Origin of the sequence: Duganella sp. SG902, assembly GCF_013376005.1 — a bacterium.
GTDB lineage: Bacteria > Pseudomonadota > Gammaproteobacteria > Burkholderiales > Burkholderiaceae_D > Rugamonas.
Window position 1 is genome coordinate 1 of the sequence record NZ_JABMJK010000032.1, and the last position, 17323, is coordinate 17323.

The 17323-nt window shown below is 64.2% G+C and carries 12 protein-coding genes; 2 read left to right on the forward strand and 10 right to left on the reverse strand.

Features of this window, described 5'->3' with window-relative positions; all coding sequences use genetic code 11:
• Positions 1-404 precede the first annotated feature (404 nt).
• Positions 405-2363, forward strand: coding sequence for a sigma-54-dependent Fis family transcriptional regulator (locus tag FHW83_RS30170; RefSeq protein WP_176650063.1), 1959 nt, complete (start codon positions 405-407; stop codon positions 2361-2363).
• Position 2364: 1 nt separating this feature from the next.
• Here FHW83_RS30170 and FHW83_RS30175 read toward each other — a convergent pair whose 3' ends face one another.
• From FHW83_RS30175 to FHW83_RS30205, 7 genes are all read right to left on the reverse strand, one after another.
• The gene (locus FHW83_RS30175; RefSeq protein WP_176650064.1) at positions 2365-3345 is read right to left on the reverse strand and encodes an FAD:protein FMN transferase; all 981 of its coding nucleotides are present in this window, start codon (positions 3343-3345) and stop codon (positions 2365-2367) included.
• Complete coding sequence (locus tag FHW83_RS30180) at positions 3342-5405, reverse strand: 4Fe-4S binding protein (RefSeq protein WP_176650065.1); 2064 nt, start codon at positions 5403-5405, stop codon at positions 3342-3344. The genes FHW83_RS30175 and FHW83_RS30180 overlap by 4 nt, the downstream gene beginning before the upstream one ends.
• 53 nt (positions 5406-5458) lie before the next feature.
• Complete coding sequence (locus tag FHW83_RS30185; RefSeq protein ID WP_176650066.1) at positions 5459-6607, reverse strand: porin; 1149 nt, start codon at positions 6605-6607, stop codon at positions 5459-5461.
• 69 nt (positions 6608-6676) lie between these two features.
• Positions 6677-8419: a PQQ-dependent methanol/ethanol family dehydrogenase gene (locus FHW83_RS30190; RefSeq protein ID WP_176650067.1), complete on the reverse strand. Its 1743-nt coding sequence runs from the start codon at positions 8417-8419 to the stop codon at positions 6677-6679.
• Between the two features lie 39 nt (positions 8420-8458).
• A complete protein-coding gene (locus FHW83_RS30195) occupies positions 8459-8827 on the reverse strand; it encodes a DUF779 domain-containing protein (protein ID WP_176650068.1) in 369 nt (122 codons plus the stop codon).
• Between the two features lie 2 nt (positions 8828-8829).
• Complete coding sequence (gene adh / locus FHW83_RS30200; RefSeq protein ID WP_176650069.1) at positions 8830-10350, reverse strand: aldehyde dehydrogenase; 1521 nt, start codon at positions 10348-10350, stop codon at positions 8830-8832.
• 151 nt (positions 10351-10501) lie between these two features.
• Positions 10502-11434, reverse strand: coding sequence for a beta-propeller fold lactonase family protein (locus FHW83_RS30205; protein ID WP_176650070.1), 933 nt, complete (start codon positions 11432-11434; stop codon positions 10502-10504).
• Between the two features lie 117 nt (positions 11435-11551).
• On the opposite strand from FHW83_RS30205, the gene FHW83_RS30210 reads away from it, so the two are divergent.
• A complete protein-coding gene (locus FHW83_RS30210; RefSeq protein WP_176650071.1) occupies positions 11552-13663 on the forward strand; it encodes a TonB-dependent receptor in 2112 nt (703 codons plus the stop codon).
• Here the strand turns inward: FHW83_RS30210 and FHW83_RS30215 are convergent.
• From FHW83_RS30215 to pedF, 3 genes are read right to left on the reverse strand one after another with little or no spacing between them, the layout of a single operon-like run.
• Positions 13660-15801 carry a TonB-dependent receptor gene (locus FHW83_RS30215; RefSeq protein WP_176650072.1) on the reverse strand — a complete coding sequence of 714 codons (2142 nt, stop codon included), beginning with the start codon at positions 15799-15801 and terminating at the stop codon, positions 13660-13662. The genes FHW83_RS30210 and FHW83_RS30215 overlap by 4 nt on opposite strands.
• Positions 15798-16628: an ABC transporter substrate-binding protein gene (locus FHW83_RS30220; RefSeq protein WP_229224427.1), complete on the reverse strand. Its 831-nt coding sequence runs from the start codon at positions 16626-16628 to the stop codon at positions 15798-15800. The genes FHW83_RS30215 and FHW83_RS30220 overlap by 4 nt, the downstream gene beginning before the upstream one ends.
• A 12-nt stretch (positions 16629-16640) precedes the next feature.
• Positions 16641-17105 carry a cytochrome c-550 PedF gene (gene pedF, locus FHW83_RS30225; protein ID WP_176650073.1) on the reverse strand — a complete coding sequence of 155 codons (465 nt, stop codon included), beginning with the start codon at positions 17103-17105 and terminating at the stop codon, positions 16641-16643.
• Between the last annotated feature and the right edge of the window lie 218 nt (positions 17106-17323).

Below are 17323 nucleotides of genomic sequence, written 5' to 3' on the forward strand. Positions count from 1 at the left end.
AATACTGACAGTATTTCTTTGTTTGAGCATTTAATGCTTTTTGTTGCAGCACCAAATGCCCACACTTATCGACTGTTAATTTTTAAAGATCTTGTCTTGCGCTGCGAAGCGTTTTGTTCGCAGCAGAGAAGCGAGATTATGTAGTGTTTCGTACGTCTCGTCAACCCCTCGTTTCTTCATCGTTTCGCTTTGCAGCGCTGCGGTGTTTTGCGAGGGACCGAACTATAGCAAAGGCGCACCGCATTTGCCAAGGCCTATTTTTCATTGGCATCGCAATTGCTTAAACCAGGATAGCAACAGCAGACAGCAGCGCTTTTGCTCAGTTCCTGCACAGGTGCTACATTATGGAACACCTTGCAGGCATAACAGAGCCGCTAACGGCCGCCGGAGACACAGAGACGACTATGGAACATAAACTTGCTCCAGATTTGAACAACTCGCCTGCAAGCGGAGCCTGGGCCGACAATCTGCCCGTCATCATCGAAACCTCGCATCAACGCTCGCAAAAATACGGGTTGTGTCCGCAATCGACGCCGGACTACGACCCGCTCGCGCGCAACGACCTGTCGCTACTGATAGAGCAAAACCGTCTGCTGCACACCCACGCCATCCCGGCGATGGAAACGCTTTACCAGCAAATCGTCAACACCCACAACATGGTGCTGCTGACCGACGCCAACGGCGTCATCGTGCACTCGCTGGGTGACGACGACTTCCTGGAGAAAGCCAAGCGCGTGGCGCTGAGCCCCGGGGTGTCCTGGTCCGAGCAGAAGCGCGGCACCAACGCGATCGCCTCGGCCATTATTGAGGGCGCGCCGGTGCTGGTGCATGCCGATCAACATTACCTGGCGGCCAACCATTTCCTGACCTGCTCGGCCGCGCCCATCTCCGACCACATGGGCAACGTCATCGGCGTGCTCGACGTTTCCGGCGACAGCCGCAGCTACCATCGGCACACCATGGCGCTGGTGCGCATGTCGGCGCTGATGATAGAGAACCAGCTGTTCTCCGCCACCTTCGAGGACGCCATCACGATTCACTTCCATTCGCGCCCCGAATTCATCGGCACGCTGATGGAGGGCATCGCCTCGTTCAGCCCCGGCGGCCGCTTCCTGGCCGCCAACCGCAATGGTCTGTTCCAACTGGGCCTGCCGCTCTCGGCGCTGCAATCGCACACCTTCAGTTCGCTGTTCGGCTTGCCGCTGTCGGCGCTGTACGATCACTACAGCACGGCGGCGCCCGGCCTGCTCAACCTGTGCATGCACAACGGCGTGCGTGTCTACGGCCGCGCGCAACTGCGGCTGACCAACAGCGTGTTCCAGCAATCGCTGATCCCGGGCCGTGCGCCGCCGGCGACGCCCGCCGTGGCGGCCAACCAGTCGGCGGCGCAGACACGCCGCCTGTCCGGCCTGCGCTACCTGCGCACCGGCGATCCGCAACTGGAGCTGGTGATCGAAAAAGTCACGCGCGTGCTGGGCAAGGACATCCCGATCATGATCATGGGCGAGACCGGCACTGGCAAGGAACTGCTGGCGCAGGCGATCCACAACGACTCGCCGCGCAGCCAGCATCCCTTCGTTGCCGTCAATTGCGCTTCGATACCGGAGACGCTGATCGAGTCTGAACTGTTCGGCTACGAGGACGGCGCCTTCACCGGCGCGCGCAAGAAAGGCGCCACCGGCAAGATCCTGCAAGCCAACGGCGGCACGCTGTTCCTCGACGAGATCGGCGACATGCCATTCAGCCTGCAGGCGCGCCTGTTGCGCGTGCTGCAGGAACGCATGGTGACGCCGCTCGGCAGCGACAAGTCGATTCCGGTGAACGTGGAACTGATCTGCGCCACCAACCACAATCTGCGCGAGCGCATCAGCCAGGGCCTGTTCCGCGAGGACTTGTACTACCGCCTGAATGGACTGGTGGTGAAACTGCCGCCGCTGCGCGAGCGTACCGACCTGGAAACCGTGGTCCGCAAGATCATCGCCACCGAATCCGCCATAGGCAGGTACGAAGTGGCCGACGAGTTGATGGCCATGTTCCACCGCCATCGCTGGCCGGGCAACTTCCGCCAATTGACCAATCTGCTGCGCACAGCGATTGTGATGGCCGGCGACGAGCCGGAAATCGGCCTGCGCCACATGCCGGACGACTTCCTCGACGATATCGGCGAAGCGGCTTCCGCGACGACCGCGCCCGTGATGGCCGACACTACGCGCATGATCGCTTGCGGCGCCAATCTCGAAGAGATGGAGCAGTCGGTCATCCTGCGCACACTGGAAGCGCATGGTGGCAACGTGTCCGCCACGGCGCGCGCGCTGGGGGTTTCGCGCAACACCATCTACCGCAAGGTGCCGCATTTGAAATAGCTCACGCATGGCCGGGGAATCCGGCCGTGCGCCGGCAGCGGCCCTGTTTGTCGATCACCATCAGATCGACCGCCTGCAACTGCGCGGCCAGCGCCTGCGCGCGCTCCCATCCCATCACCATGAAGGCGGTCGACAAACCATCCGCCTCGACGGCGGTGGGCGCCACCACGGTGACACTCGCCAGTTCGGTGGGCGAGTCGCCGCTGGCCGGATCGAAGATATGGTGATGCGCGTAGTCCGGCGTGAACACACATTCATAATCACCGGAGGTGGCCACGCTGCAGCCCTGCGCGTTCAACGTCGTCACCAGCGCATTGGGGTCGCGTGGATCGCGCACGCCCAGCACCCACGGTTGCCGTCCCGGTTTCCGTCCGCGCGCGGTGAATTCGCCGGTATCGAGCAAGGCGTGGCGCACGCCGTGCGCCTGCAGCGCCGACAAGGCCTGATCGGCGGCGTAGCCTTGTGCCAGTCCGTTCAGCGTCAGCGCCATGCCGGGCCGCAGGAAGCGTACATGATCGGCGTCGAACCTCAACTGCCGCCAGTCCACCAGTGCCTGCGCGCGGCGCCGGTCGGACGCCGACGGCAGCGTGGCCTCACGTGCGGCTTCGTTGTACAAACGCCATAACGGCTGCGTGGTGATATCGAAAGCGCCGTCGCTGATGTCCGACAGGTGCGCGGCCATCGTCAGCACCTCGAGCAACCGGCCATCCGGTTTACGCAGCATGCCGTCGCGGTTGAGTTGATACACCTGACTGGCCGGACGATAAATGCTCATCAATCTATCGACGGCGCACGCCGCTTGCAGGGCATCCGCGATCGCGCGCCGCGCCAGCTGTTCGTCCGCGTGCGCCACCGAGATTGAGATGGTGGTCCCGAACGCCAGCGCCGCGCCGGTATGCAAGGGTTGTTGCCAAGAGTGCGCGCATCCGGCCGCGCCGGCGATCGCGCCAATGGCGCTGGTGATGAAAGTACGGCGCCTCATGCGCGGCTCCTGGTGATCTCACGGATCGGTATCACGGACTGCTTGCGCTCCCCTATGCGCAGCGCGCATCTCTGGTCGCTCTCGTAGATCGCCACGCAGTCCAGGCACTGGAAGCATTCGTCATAGGCTACCTTGCCATCGGGCGCGATGGCTTGATAGTCGCAGCGATGCCGGCAGGTCTGGCATGGCGTGCCGCACTGCGCGTAACGTGGGATCCAGTTCAGCAACCGCACTTTGCCCAGCAGCGCCAGCGCCGCGCCAAAGGGGCAGAGGTAACGGCAGAAGAATTTGTACACCACACCGCCGGCCAGCAGCAACGCCGCCGCATACGCTGCATACGGCCAGGCGCGGACGAAGCCCAGCGTGATGGTGGTCTTGAACGGCTCGAGCTCCACCAATCTGTCCGTCATTTGTCCGGGCAGGAAAACACTGACGGCGATCGCCACAAGCGACACATACTTCGCACGCCCAAGCCACATATGCGATGCATGGCGCATGCGCAGCTGCGGGCCCCGCAGCCAGCGCGCCGCTTTGCCGACGAACTCCTGCAGCGCGCCAAAGGGACATAGCCAGCCGCAGAAGGTGCCGCGCCCCCACAGCAGCAGCGAGAACAACACAAAGCCCCATAACGCCACCGTCATCGGATCGAACAGCATGAACGTCAAGCCGCGCCCGGCCAGCAATGCCTGCAACGCACCGGTGATGTTAACGATGGAAAGCTGTCCCTGCGCGTAATAACCAACAAATCCTACCGTATAGGCCAGATAAGTCCAGCGGAACCACGCCAGCCGTGCATTGCCGGCGACCAGCCATTTCTGCATCAGCAGCGCCACGCTGAGCACCAGCAAACCCATCGCCAGCACCAGCAGTTCCCAGCGGCGCTGTTCCCAGACGGCGGACCACGATTTGGCGTCGGCCTCCGGCGCGATCAGCAGTTCCGCCGGCAGCTGGTAACGCAAACCCAGTTCGCGCACGATACGCTCCGGATAGATGATGCCCTTGCTGCGCGTGATCGGCAGCGCGATATCCAGCGGTGCGGCGGGATCCAGGCCGGCCTGGCTGGTCACGCGGAACAGCGTCACGTTGGGCGTCTCCAGCGGCACCGCCAGTTTCAAATCTAGGTCCACGTCGCGCATCTCGATCGGCAGCTGGTCCTGCCGCAAAAGTATACGGTCCGGCACACTGCCGCGCACAAAGCCCTCGCCGGTCAGGCTATGGCGGCCGGCCGTCATCACCATCAGCGCGTGCTCGCCCGGCTCCAGCCGAGATTGCAGCTTGCGCCACCCGGTTTCGGTCAGCAGGTTGCGGCCCACCGTCGGCACCGACGCCATGGCCAGATACAACTCGATGAACGTGCCGTCCGGCCGCGTGCGCGCCTCCGCATCGAGACCGGCGCCATCGCTGCCTTTGAACAGCTGTTCGACCTCGCGATTGCTCACCCTCAGGTACTGCACCAGCCCACGGCGCAGCATCTGCCCGAGATCGAGCGGCTGATAGATATCTTCCCGAACCTGTGCGATCTGGCCCGGATCGCGCCCCGCACCATAGCCAAGCCGGGCGCGCGCGACCTTCAGCGCCGCCGCCAGCACGCTTTGATTGATGATGCGCACCGACGCCGTGGCCTTGGCCACACCGTCGATATGAACACGGCCGGTGCCGCCGATACTGATGTTCTGCTTTAGCGACAGTCCGCGATATTGTTGGACGAACTGCTTCAACGGTCCATCCCCAAGTCCTTCGAGGAAAACCGGCTCGTGATGCGACAGTACCTCCACGCCGGTGAAGATGCCCTGCGCATCCATCGCCACCAGCAGATTCAATGGCACGCCCGCGAAGCCGGGAATCGGCGCCAGGTCGGCGGACTCGAACACGTAGCCGGCCAACGCCACCGCCGTGGCGTCCTGCTTGAACAGCGGCCATACCGGCAGTTCGGCATCGCGTTCGCCCACGATCAGTGGCGCCGGAAAACGCCGCGCCACGTCCGCGCGTGTCAGCACACCCGCCTGTGCTGGCGTGGCGCCGAGCAACAGCGCCAACGCGCCGGCCAACATGCACAGCATGCAAGCCAGCGCGCGGCGCCATGCCGCCTTCCTGTGAGGTGGGCGCGAGGCCATCAGAAGAAGATGATGCCGCCCAGCGAGGCGCCATTCATTTTGCCCTCGCCGCCGGCGAAGCCTTTTGAACGGGTCTGGCCGATTTCCCCCACCAGCGTGATCGCGCTGGTCATCTGGTAGTACAGGCCGAGCGTGAGATTGGCATTGGATTTCAGGCCGCCAGTGCCGGGGGTGTTGTCGTCATTGCGACTGATGCCGTAGCTGGCGCCGAGCTTCACTTTTTCCGCCGGCTTGTAGGTAGCTTGCGCAAACCACGCCTTGGACTTGGTGTCGCCCTGGTCGGCATCCGACAGGATGCCCAGCCCCTTACCGCCCTGGAAGTTGGCCAGCACGCCAAAAGCACCCTGTGCGTACGACGCCCCGGCCTCCACGCCGGACATGGTGAAGTCGCGCACGCCCGGCGTGGTCGCTTCGAATTTCTGCGTCTTCGCCCCCAGCCAGGCCTTGAAGCCACTGGACGCATAGCTCAACTGCGCCTGCACCTGAGGGCTGCTCCTGGTTGAATACTGTGGCGCCGTCACCACCGGCGTGTTGGCCACCGGGCTGACCAGCGCCACGTCGAATCCCAGGCCCGACGCCGTTTTCGGCGCGCTCCAGGCGATCTGGCCGTAATAGCCCACGTAGCTGTAGCCGGCGCCGATATGGCCCAGCGTGACGCGGCCGCGCTGCGTGGCCTGCACCGGCGCGCCGGCGCCGATCAGCGTCATGTCGGCAAAAATCGGCGTGGCGCCGAAGATGCCGTTGTCGCGGCCGATCTTGATGGTGCCCATGTCCGCATTCCCGAACGTGAAGAAGGCCTGGCGCACGTCGACGCCGCTATTGGCGGAGATCGCGCTATCGGTCGCGGTGGCGTTGTAAATGCCGATCAGCGCCTTCACGTCATAATCACCCTGACGCGACGAAGCCGACGTCACCAGCCCGTTCGGCAGCAGGCCGTTGCCGATGGTGGTGCGGTTATCCTGTCCGCCGCAGCCCACGACCTTGCTGCCCAGCGCCAGCCCGCCCACCGCGTCGCCGCCGCACGACACCTGCGTGTAGTAGGCGTTGACGATACCGCCCAGCGAAACGTTCCACTCGCCGGCCTTGAAGTCCACCGCTTGCGCGCTTGCCGCCATGCCGACCGCACCCAGCATCATTATTTTTTTCATTTTCGTCTCCCTTATAGTTTTTAAAAAAAGGGCGGCCGTGGCCGCCCAAAAGACACATCAACCAGAAAACTATTTAGAGGCCAGCTTGAACACCCACACCGAGCCGCCCTGCTCCAGGAAGTTGACCTTCTTGGCGACGTCGCCGCCCCACAGCGGCACCGCGCCGCCCCAGCCCGAGACCACCGCCACGTACTGCGTGTCGCCGTCCTGCCACGTCACCGGCGGCGCCACCACGCCGGAGCCGGTCTGGAACTTCCACAACTCCTTGCCGCTCTTCGCATCCAGCGCTTTCAGGTAGCCTTCCGGCGTGCCATAGAACACCAGGCCACCGGCGGTGGCCATCACGCCGCCCCACAGCGGCGCGTTGTTCTTTACCTCCCACACGATCTTGCCGCTCTTCGGATCGACCGCACGCAGCGCGCCGATGTAGTCGTCGAACAGCGGCTTGATGGTGAAGCCCGCGCCCAGGTAGGCGCCGCCCTTCTTGTAGCTGATCGGCTCATTCCAGATGTCCATGCCCCACTCGTTGGCCGGCACGTAGAAGTAGCCGGTCTGCTGGCTGTACGCCATCGGCATCTGGTTCTTCGCGCCGAGGAAGGCCGGCGCGGCGAATACCGTGCTGCCCTTCTTGCCTTCCTCGCCCTTGGTCGGATCACCCGGACGGTTGGCCGGGATGAAGTTCGGGCGGCCGGTCTTCAGGTCGATGCCGGAAGCCCAGGTAATCTTGCGCACGAACGGGAAGGCGTTTTGCAGCTTGCCGTTGTTCGCGTCGATCACGTAGAAGAAGCCGTTGCGGTCGGCCTTGCCGCCATAGCGTTTGCCATTCATGTCGAAGGTGACGAATTCGTTGGCGCCGTCGAAGTCCCAGGAATCGTTGGGCGTGTTCTGGTAGGCCCATTTGATCTGGCCCGTCTTCACGTCCAGCGCCACGGTGGACGAGGAATACAGGTTGTCCCCCGGGCGCAGGTGGCTGTTCCAGGGCGCCGGATTGCCGGTGCCGAAGTAGGCCAGGCCGGTCTTCGGATCGTAGGTGCCGCCCATCCATGTCGAAGCGCCTCCGGTCTTCCACAGATCGCCCGGCCAGGTCTTGTTGGTGGTGCCGGAGATGCCGTTGTCGATCGGGTTGCCGTCCTTGTCGTAGCGATGGCCCATGTGGCCCTCGACGGTGGGACGGGTCCACAGCAAATCGCCGGTCAACGGATTGCGCGCCTCCACGCGGCCGACAATGCCGAACTCACCGCCCGATACGCCGGTCAGCAGCACCCCGTCCGCGATCAGCGGCGCGGCGGTCATCGAATAGCCGGCGGCGTAGTCGTCGACCTTCTCCTTCCACACCACCTTGCCGGTCTCCTGGTCCAGCGCCACCAACTGCGCGTCCAGCGTGCCGAAGATGACCAGATTGCCGTACAAGGCGGCACCACGATTCACCACGTCGCAGCATGGCATGATGCCGTCCGGGAGACGGTGCTCATACTTCCACAGCTTGTTGCCTGTCTTGAGGTCGATGGCAAAGATGCGCGAGTACGAGGCGGTGACAAACATCTTGCCCTTGTAGATCAGCGGCTGCGACTCCTGGCCGCGCTGCTTCTCGCCGCCGAACGAGAACGACCACGCCGGCACCAGCTTGCCGACGTTCTTCGTATTCACCTGCGCCAGCGGCGAATAGCGCTGGCCCTCGGTGCCGAAGCCGAAGGCCAGCACGCTATCGGTGCTGCTGGCGGCGTTCTTCAACATGGCGGTGGTGACGTCCGCCGCCTGTGCCAGCGACAGGACAGCGGCTCCCGCCAGCGTTACGACAATTTTCTTCTGCACGATGATCTCCTGTTTATTATGGTTTTACGTACTGTGTGTTCAAGTTGGCCGCAGCGCCGCCAGTTCCTCATCGCTGAACAAGCGGGAGCGGGTAAGGAAACGCACGCCGCTGCCGTTATCGAGCGAGAACATGCCGCCGTTCCCCTCGACCACGTCGATAATCAGCTGCGTGTGCTCCCAATACCCGAACTGCTCGCGCCCCATGTAGAACGGCGTGCCTTCCAGGTTGCCGAGATAGACGTCGGTGTCGCTGACATCGAACTCCCCCGCCGGGAAGCACATCGGCGCGCTGCCGTCGCAGCAGCCGCCGGACTGGAAGAACATCAGCGGCCCATACAGGCTGCGCAGCCGCGCCAGCAGCGCGAGGGCCGCCGGCGTGGCTGTGACGCGGGCGATGAGGCTGGCCATGGTCAGAAGAAGCCCAGCGCGTTCGGGCTATAGCTGACCAGCAGGTTCTTGGTCTGTTGGTAGTGGTCCAGCATCATCTTGTGATTCTCTCGGCCGATGCCCGATTGCTTGTAGCCGCCGAACGCGGCGTGCGCCGGGTACAAGTGGTAGCAGTTGGTCCACACGCGGCCGGCCTGGATGGCGCGGCCGACGCGGAAGGCGCGCGCGCCGTCGCGCGTCCACAAGCCGGCGCCCAGGCCATACAGCGTGTCGTTGGCGATGCGCAGGGCGTCCGCTTCGTCCTTGAAGGTGGTGACCGAGACCACCGGGCCGAAAATCTCCTCCTGGAAGATGCGCATGCTGTTGTCGCCCTTGAACACGGTCGGACGCACGTAGTAGCCTTCCTTCATGTCGCCGCCCTGCAGATTGCGCTCGCCGCCGGCCAGCACCTGCGCGCCTTCCTGTTTGCCGATGTCGATGTAGGACAGGATTTTTTCCAGCTGCTCCTGCGAGGCCTGGGCGCCGATCATGGTGTCCGGATCGAGCGGGCTGCCCTGCTTGATCCGAGCCACGCGCTCCAGCGCCCGCGCGATGAATTTCTCATAGATCGATTCCTGCACCAGCACGCGCGACGGGCAGGTGCACACCTCGCCCTGGTTCAACGCGAACATGGTAAAGCCTTCCAGGCACTTGTCGAAAAACTCGTCGTCGGCGTCCATCACGTCCTCGAAGAAGATGTTGGGCGATTTGCCGCCCAACTCCAGCGTCACCGGAATCAGGTTCTGCGCCGCGTAACCCATGATCAGGCGGCCGGTCCCGGTCTCGCCGGTGAAGGCGATCTTGGCGATGCGCTTGCTCGACGCCAGCGGCTTGCCCGCCTCCAGGCCAAAGCCGTTGACCACGTTGATCACGCCCGGCGGCAGCAGGTCGGCGACCAGCTCCAGCAGCACCATGATGGAGGCCGGGGTTTGCTCGGCGGGCTTGAGCACCACGCAATTGCCGGCTGCCAGCGCCGGCGCCAGCTTCCACACCGCCATCAGGATCGGGAAGTTCCACGGGATGATCTGGCCGACCACGCCCAGCGGCTCATGGAAGTGATAGGCGTAGGTGGTGGCGTCGATCTGCGCGATCGAGCCTTCCTGGGTGCGCACGCAGGCGGCGAAGTAGCGGAAATGATCGATCGCCAGCGGGATGTCGGCCGCCAGGGTTTCGCGGATAGGCTTGCCGTTGTCGATGGTTTCGGCGGTGGCGATCAGCTGCAGGTTGGCTTCCATGCGGTCGGCGATCTTGTTCAGGATGCCGGCGCGTTCGGCCGGCGAGGTCTTGCCCCATGCGGCTTTGGCGGCGTGCGCGGCGTCCAGCGCCAGTTCCACGTCTTCGGCGGTGGAGCGGGCGATCTCGCAGAACACCTGGCCGGTGATCGGCGTTACGTTGGCGAAGTATTCGCCCTTGACCGGAGCGACGAATTTGCCGCCGATGTAGTTGTCGTAGCGTTGTTTGAACGGATTGGCTACGCCCAGTTTGCTGATGTCTGCAAGATTCATGTCGTCCTCTTTCTGCTTGGTTGTGAGGCCGCTGATCGCGGCTGCGAATACTGCGCCCTCTCCTTTTCGCAAACGCCGTGCCAGCACGCGCGCCCTATGAGACCGGCTTGGGCCACCGTCACACTGTTCATCTTTGGAACAGCGGTGTGGCTCAACGGATCACCACCCCCCACGGCAGCTCGCGCACCGCGATATCGCTCTGGCGCGTCGCGGCGGCGGTGTCGATCACCGATACGCTGTTGGAGCGGCCATTGGCGACGTACAGCAGCGCGCCGTCCGGCGTCAGCGCCATGTTCCAGGGCCGCTTGCCCACCGCGATGGTGGCGCGCACCGCGTTGGCGGCGGTGTCGATCACCATCACATTGCCGTCAATGCCATTGGAGACGTAGACTTCGCGCCCGCCCGGATGGACCGCGATGCCGTTGGCGTTGCGCCCGGCGGGAACGCGCGCGATCGCGGCGCGGCTGGCCATGTCCACCACGTACACGGCGTTGGCCAGCTCGCAGGCCACGTAGGCGCGCGCGCCGTCCGGACTGAATCCCATGCCGCGCGGACGCAGACCGACCGCCACCGAGCCGCTTTGCCGGCGCGCCTCGACATCGATGACATCCACCTGCTCCGCCTCCTCCGCGCTGACCAGCAGCCAGCGCCCATCGGGACTGAACACGGCATGCTCGGGATTCCTGCCCAGTACCGGGATATCGGCCAGCAGCTGGCCGCCGCGCGCATCGATCAACGCCACGCTGTTGCTCTCCTCGACCGCGACCGCGACATAGCGCCCATCGGCGGAAGCGCTCACGCCCTCGGGCGATTTGCCCAGCGGGATGCGGCGCTCGATGGTGCCGCTGGCGGCATCGATGATCAACAAGGAATTTCCGGCCGCGTCGGCGACGTACAGCCGGGTTCCGGCGGGATCGGCAGCCACGCCGCGCGGCCGCTGGCCGGCGGCGAATTCGCGCAGCACGGCGCCGCTGGCGGTATCGATCACGCTCACGCTGCCGGACTTCTCGTTCGGTACATAGGCCAGCGGCGCGGCAAAGACTGGGCCGCACAGCGCGGCCAGCAACAGGACAATACGCTTCATGGTGTCACCTCCCGGAACAAATAGGCGGAAAGGTGCAATCAACGTGCCACCACAAAATCCGGATGGCAGGTATATTGCTTACCGGTCTGGTATAAGACCAACCAGTATGGAGACCACATGAGACCAGCACTATTTCGCCTGAACGCGGTTGCCGCCCTGTTCGCGGCCAGCGGCGCGATCGCCGCCGAGGAGGCCATCGCGCCGCAAGACACGGTGGTGATCAGCGCCACCCGCGTCGGTCACACCGTTTTTGACATGCCGGCGGCGGTCGACATCATCGACGCCGCGCGCATCACCGAAACCCAGCCACGCGTCAACGCCAGCGAGGCGCTGGCGGCGGTGCCGGGGCTGGTGGCGGCCAACCGCCAGAACTACGCGCAGGATCTGCAGATTTCCTCACGCGGCTTTGGCGCCCGCTCGGCCTTCGGCGTGCGTGGGGTGAAACTGATCACCGACGGCGTCCCGGCCAGCATGCCGGACGGCCAGGGGCAGGCCGCTACCTTCAACCTCGATATGGCGGAGCGCATCGAAGTGCTGCGCGGCCCCTTCTCAGCCATCTATGGCAATCATTCGGGCGGCGTGATCCAGCTGTTCACGCGTGAAGGCGACGGCGCGCCATCGGTGGAAACCACGCTGTCGGCCGGCAGCTACGGCAGCCGCAAGGCGGACCTCAACGCGCAAGGGAAACTGGGGAACGTGGGCTACGTCATCGACGGTTCGCGTTTCGAGACGGACGGCTACCGCGCCCACAGTGCGGCCACCCGCGACCAGGCCTACGCCAAACTGACCCTGACGCCGTTGGCCGATGCGAAACTGAACATCGTCGCCAACGCGCTGCGCCAGGATGACACGCAAGATCCACTCGGCGTCACCTGGGCCACGTGGCAGCGCGATCCGCGCGCCGGCGAGACCGACAGCGCCGATCCTCAATCGCCCAAGCGCACATTGGCCGACCGCTACAACACCCGCAAGAGCATCGATCACCAGCAGATCGGCGCCAGCTGGGAACAACGTTTCGGCGACGACAAGCTGCGCGCCACCGCTTACGGCGGCAACCGCGGCGTGGTGCAGTACCAGGCTTTTTCCAAAGCCTTCCAGGCCCCGGCCACGCACTCCGGTGGCGTGGTGGACTTTGACCGCGACTTCTACGGCATCGATGTCAACTGGCTGCATGTCGCGGCGCTGGCGGGCGGCCGTCTGAGCACCACCATCGGCATCGAATATGGCCGCTCCAGCGACGCGCGCAAAGGCTATGAGAACTTCATCGGCACGCAGTTTGGCGTCAAAGGCGCATTGCGGCGCGACGAGGACGACAAAGTCACCAGCACCGATCCTTACCTGCAGACCGAATGGCAATCCGGCGCCTGGATGCTGAGCGCGGGCGTGCGCCACAGCAGCGTCAAGTTCTCGGTGGACGATCACTTCCTCAGCAACGGCAACGACAGCGGCAACCTCTCATACAGCCACACCACACCGGTGGCCGGTGTGATGTACCAGTTCTCGCCGTCGCTGCACGCCTACGTCAGCGCCGCACGCGGTTTCGAGACGCCGACACTGAATGAACTGTTCTATTCCGGTACTGGCGGCGGTTTCAACTTCCGCCTGCGGCCGGCCACCAGCACGCACCTGGAAGCCGGCGTGAAAGCACATCCGGCAGAGGGCACCTCGCTCAACGCGGCGGTGTTCGAGGTGCGCACGCGCGACGAACTGGTGGTGGACGCCAGCAGCGGTGGGCGCACCAGCTACCGCAACGCCGGCCGCACGCTGCGTCAGGGGCTGGAGCTGTCGCTGGACAGCAGCCTGGCTTATGGCCTGAGCACCCGCGTCGCGCTCACCAGCCTGCGCGCGGTGTACGACTCGCCGTTCGGCGCCGTGCAGGAAGGCAGCCGCCTGCCGGGCATCCCCAACGCCAATGCCTACGGCGAGCTGGCATGGCGCGCACCTGAAGGCCGTTACGGCGCCGCGCTGGAAGCACTCGCCAGCGGCAAGATCTACGCGGAGGACGCCAACGCCGACCAGGCGGCGCCGGGCTACGGCGTGGTGAATGCACGCTTCCACGCCAGCCAGCAATGGCAAGGCTGGCGTTTCAAGCAGTTCCTGCGCGTGAACAACCTGCTCGACAAGCGCTACATCGGTTCGGTGATCGTCGGCGACAGCAACAAGCGCTATTACGAGGCGGCGCCGGACCGCAACTGGGTACTGGGCATCAGCGCCCAGTACCAGTTCTAAAAACCGAGCCGCACACCGGCCGCCACCGAGCGTGGCGCGCCGGGTGCGACAAAGCGGGACGGCTGCGGCGCATCGCCTGAAAACATATTGACGCCCACCGCCCCAAAGCTGGCGTAACGCCGGTTGGCCACATTGTTCACACGCGCATACCACTCCCACTTGGGCGATGGCTGATAACTGACGCGTAATCCCAGCAAGACATGGCCCGCCACGTTGCTACCCACGCCGGCCTGTCCGTCCTCGTTGCCCTGCACGGCCATGCCCGAGACAGCGCTGACATCCGCTCCCAGCTTGAGCTGCGGCGACGGCCGCCAATCCACACCCAGCTTGAGGGTATTGCGCGGCAGCCCGGCAATACGCGTGCCCGGCTTCACATGCACATCGCGCACACCGGTGAACAAGTCACCCTCCACGTCGTACACGGCGTCGAGATAACTGTAGCTGATGCGCGCAGCCCAGTCGCCCCATTGGCTGCTTGCGCTCAGGTCCGCGCCCTGATGCCGCGTGCGGTCGAAATTGGCGAAGTAGCCATGTTGCGCCACGCCTGCGCTGCGGAACAGGATATCGTCATCGTTCACCGTGCGATACAAGGAAACCGAAACGGTCGCATTGCGCACGCCCGCCTCCACGGTACGCGAGACCACTTGCTTCAGATACGGATCGGACTGCAGACCAACCGGCAAGCGGCACGGCTGCTCAGGGTCGGCGCAGCCCAGCTCAATCACCGTCGGCACCCGATTGCTCTGCGACAGATTGGCGAATACCGTCCATCCGTCCGCCGCGCGATGAGCGATGCCCAGCGAAGGATTCAGGCGCCGGTAACTGAAGCGTTCCACGTCACTGGGCGGCAGTTGGTTACTGACGCGCGCATGGTTGTAGCGCGCCGAGAGCGTTATCCAGGTGGCCGCATCGAGCGCCCATGTGTCGGCCGCGTACATGCTGGCCGCACGCGAGCGGCCGCTGACCGAGGCGCCGGCATCGACCTCTTGGTCCGCATCTGTGATGACGGTGCGCTCCGGCGTAAACCACGCCTCTTGCGCGTACTGCGCAAAGTGCACGCTGGAGCGGTCGAAGCTCACGCCGGCGGTCAATTGATGGGTGCCGGCATCCATGCTCAGATGGAGGTTGCCGCCCTGGCTGGACTGGCGCGTCCGCGTGGTGTTCCAGGTGGCCGGATGCTCACTCTCGCCTTCAAGGAAATCATCATTGATATCGCCGTTGACGGTGTCGCGCCGGCTGCCGCGCGCATATGCCATCGCCGTCAACTCGGTGCGCTCGTCAAACCGATGGATCACGTTCAACACCAGCTGGCGCAGGCGATTGCGGGTCTCGTCGGGCGAAGTGTAGACCGCGCGCCGATCAACGGCGTACAGCTCGTCCGGCAGCAAGCCATTGCCGATCAGGCGACTGCGCCCGGCCAGCAAGGCGATGCTCCATTCATTGTCGCCGGCGACACCGTCCAGCTTTGCATACACATTGCCGAGATGACCATCCGAGCGATCGCGCCAGCCGCGATCGGCGAATCCGGTGGCGGCGACGAAGGCGTGCCAGCGCCGGCCGCTGTCGTAACCGTAAGCTAAATCAGCGCGGCGCTGACCATTGCTGGCCACCGACACGCCAGCCTCCAGCCCCGCATGACCGCGGCCGGACTTGGTGGTCAGTGCCAAAGCTCCGCCCAGCGTATTCAATCCAAACAGCGGATTCGAACCTGGTGTCAGCAGCACACTGGAGATCGCCGCCTCCGGCAGCATGTCCCAATTCACCACATCGCCAAACGGTTCGTTCACGCGCACGCCGTCCAGATACACCGAGATGCCTTGCGAAGTCCCCAACACCGGCGATGCGCGAAAGCCGCGGAAAGTCAGGTCATTCTGGAACGGGCTGCCCGAGATTTCATTGACGTTCACGCCGGCCAGCGAGCGCGCCATGAACTCGGCGGCATTCTGACCGGCGCCCAGGCCCATCGCCGCCGCGCTGGCTGTCTGCACTTGATATGGCAAGCGATCCCGATCCACGCCCAGCCCGGGCAAGGGTGCGACACCCACCACGTCAACCGACAACGCCGCAGCGGCGGGACCGGCTTCCGCCGCCAAAGCGCCGCCCCACGCCAGCATCACCACGCCAGCAAGCCGCTTCATGGCGACTGCTCGTGCACACCGTGGCGGGCGAAGATCGCCTGCAACTCACCGCTGGCCTTCATCTCATTCAAGGCCGCTTGCAGCAGACGGCCCATGTCCTGATCCTCCTTGCGTACCGCCATGCCGACCGCCCAACCGGCGCGCGGCAGGCGCTGGAACGTCACTTCATTCAAAGGAAACGCGGGATCGTCGCGGAATACCGCGTCGATCTCGGAACGATTGGCGAGCACCGCATCCAGTTGGCCGGCCTTTAATTGCGCCAGCGCTTCGGCGGCGGTATCAAAGATGCGCACCTGGTCGCGGAAGCGGCCATTGCCTTCGCCCAGCAGCACCATGCCAGCGATCGACACCTTCTCCACGCCGATGGTTTTACCAGCCAGCGAATCGATGCCATCAAACGCCGGCATACTGCGCGCACTGCGCACCAGCCGCACCGTCTCCACATGATACGGCGCGAAGATGGAGACCTTTGGACTCTCGCTCATCAGCAGCGGTTCAACCGGCACATGCAGCATGACGTCGGCGGGACCGTAGCCGAGGTAGTGGCCCTTCCACACCATGTTGCGCAGATCATCGCTCAGGTTTTCGCCCGCAGGGAAAGGCAGCAGGCTCAGTTTGAGGCCGAGCTTTTCAGCGAGGGCCTTGGCCAGGTCGACGTCGATGCCGTTGCCGCGGTCCGAGAATGGCGCAAACTGATCGTAGACAGCGACCTTTAAATGACCGGACTGGCGGATCTTGTCCCAGTCCGCACTGGCCGGCGACGAGGCGCACCACAGCGCCGCGCCAGCCGCCAGCAGCGCGGCGGCGCGCATACGATGGAAAGGCATGTCGGCCTCCGATTATTTGTTGGCGTCGCGGCGGGCTTCCAGGTAGGTCTTGATGGCCCACATGGCTTCCTGATTGAATACGCCCTCAAACGGCGGCATGTACACCGCGCCGTTGCGCACCTTGCCGTGACGGATGGAAGCCAGGTAGTAGGCGTCGGTGTCCTTGTAGCAGGCCTTCTTCTTGTTCTCGTTCTTGACGTCGACGCAGTCGCGATCAAGCAGGCGCAGATCGGGCGCGATGCCGCCGGTGACCGCTTCCAGGCCATGGCAGCGCGCGCAGTTCTGGTTGTAGGCGGAGGAACCGATCTTCAACGCCAGCTTGTTGCCGCGGTAGGGATTCTGCTCCTGCCACTTGTCGCCCAGTGGCGGCAAGCCGGTGGTGTCGACGCCCTGCGGCGTGACGTTACCGTGTGCGTAAGCGTAGATGGACACCGTGGCGATGACGGCGGCCGCGAGGATGCGGAGGGAATGCTGCATGGTTGTCTCCTGACTGGTTTTAAAAAGTTATGCAGTCATTGAGCAAACGCCATGCCACGCGTTTTGCGCCTGAAAAGGCGCACGCGTTGTTCAAATCTGGGACAGGTGTGACAAAACAGAAGACCAAACGCAAAAAGGCCCGGTCACAGACCGGGCCTTCTCACTAATAACTAGCTTGACGATAACCTACTTTCACACTGGTTGCAGCACTATCATCG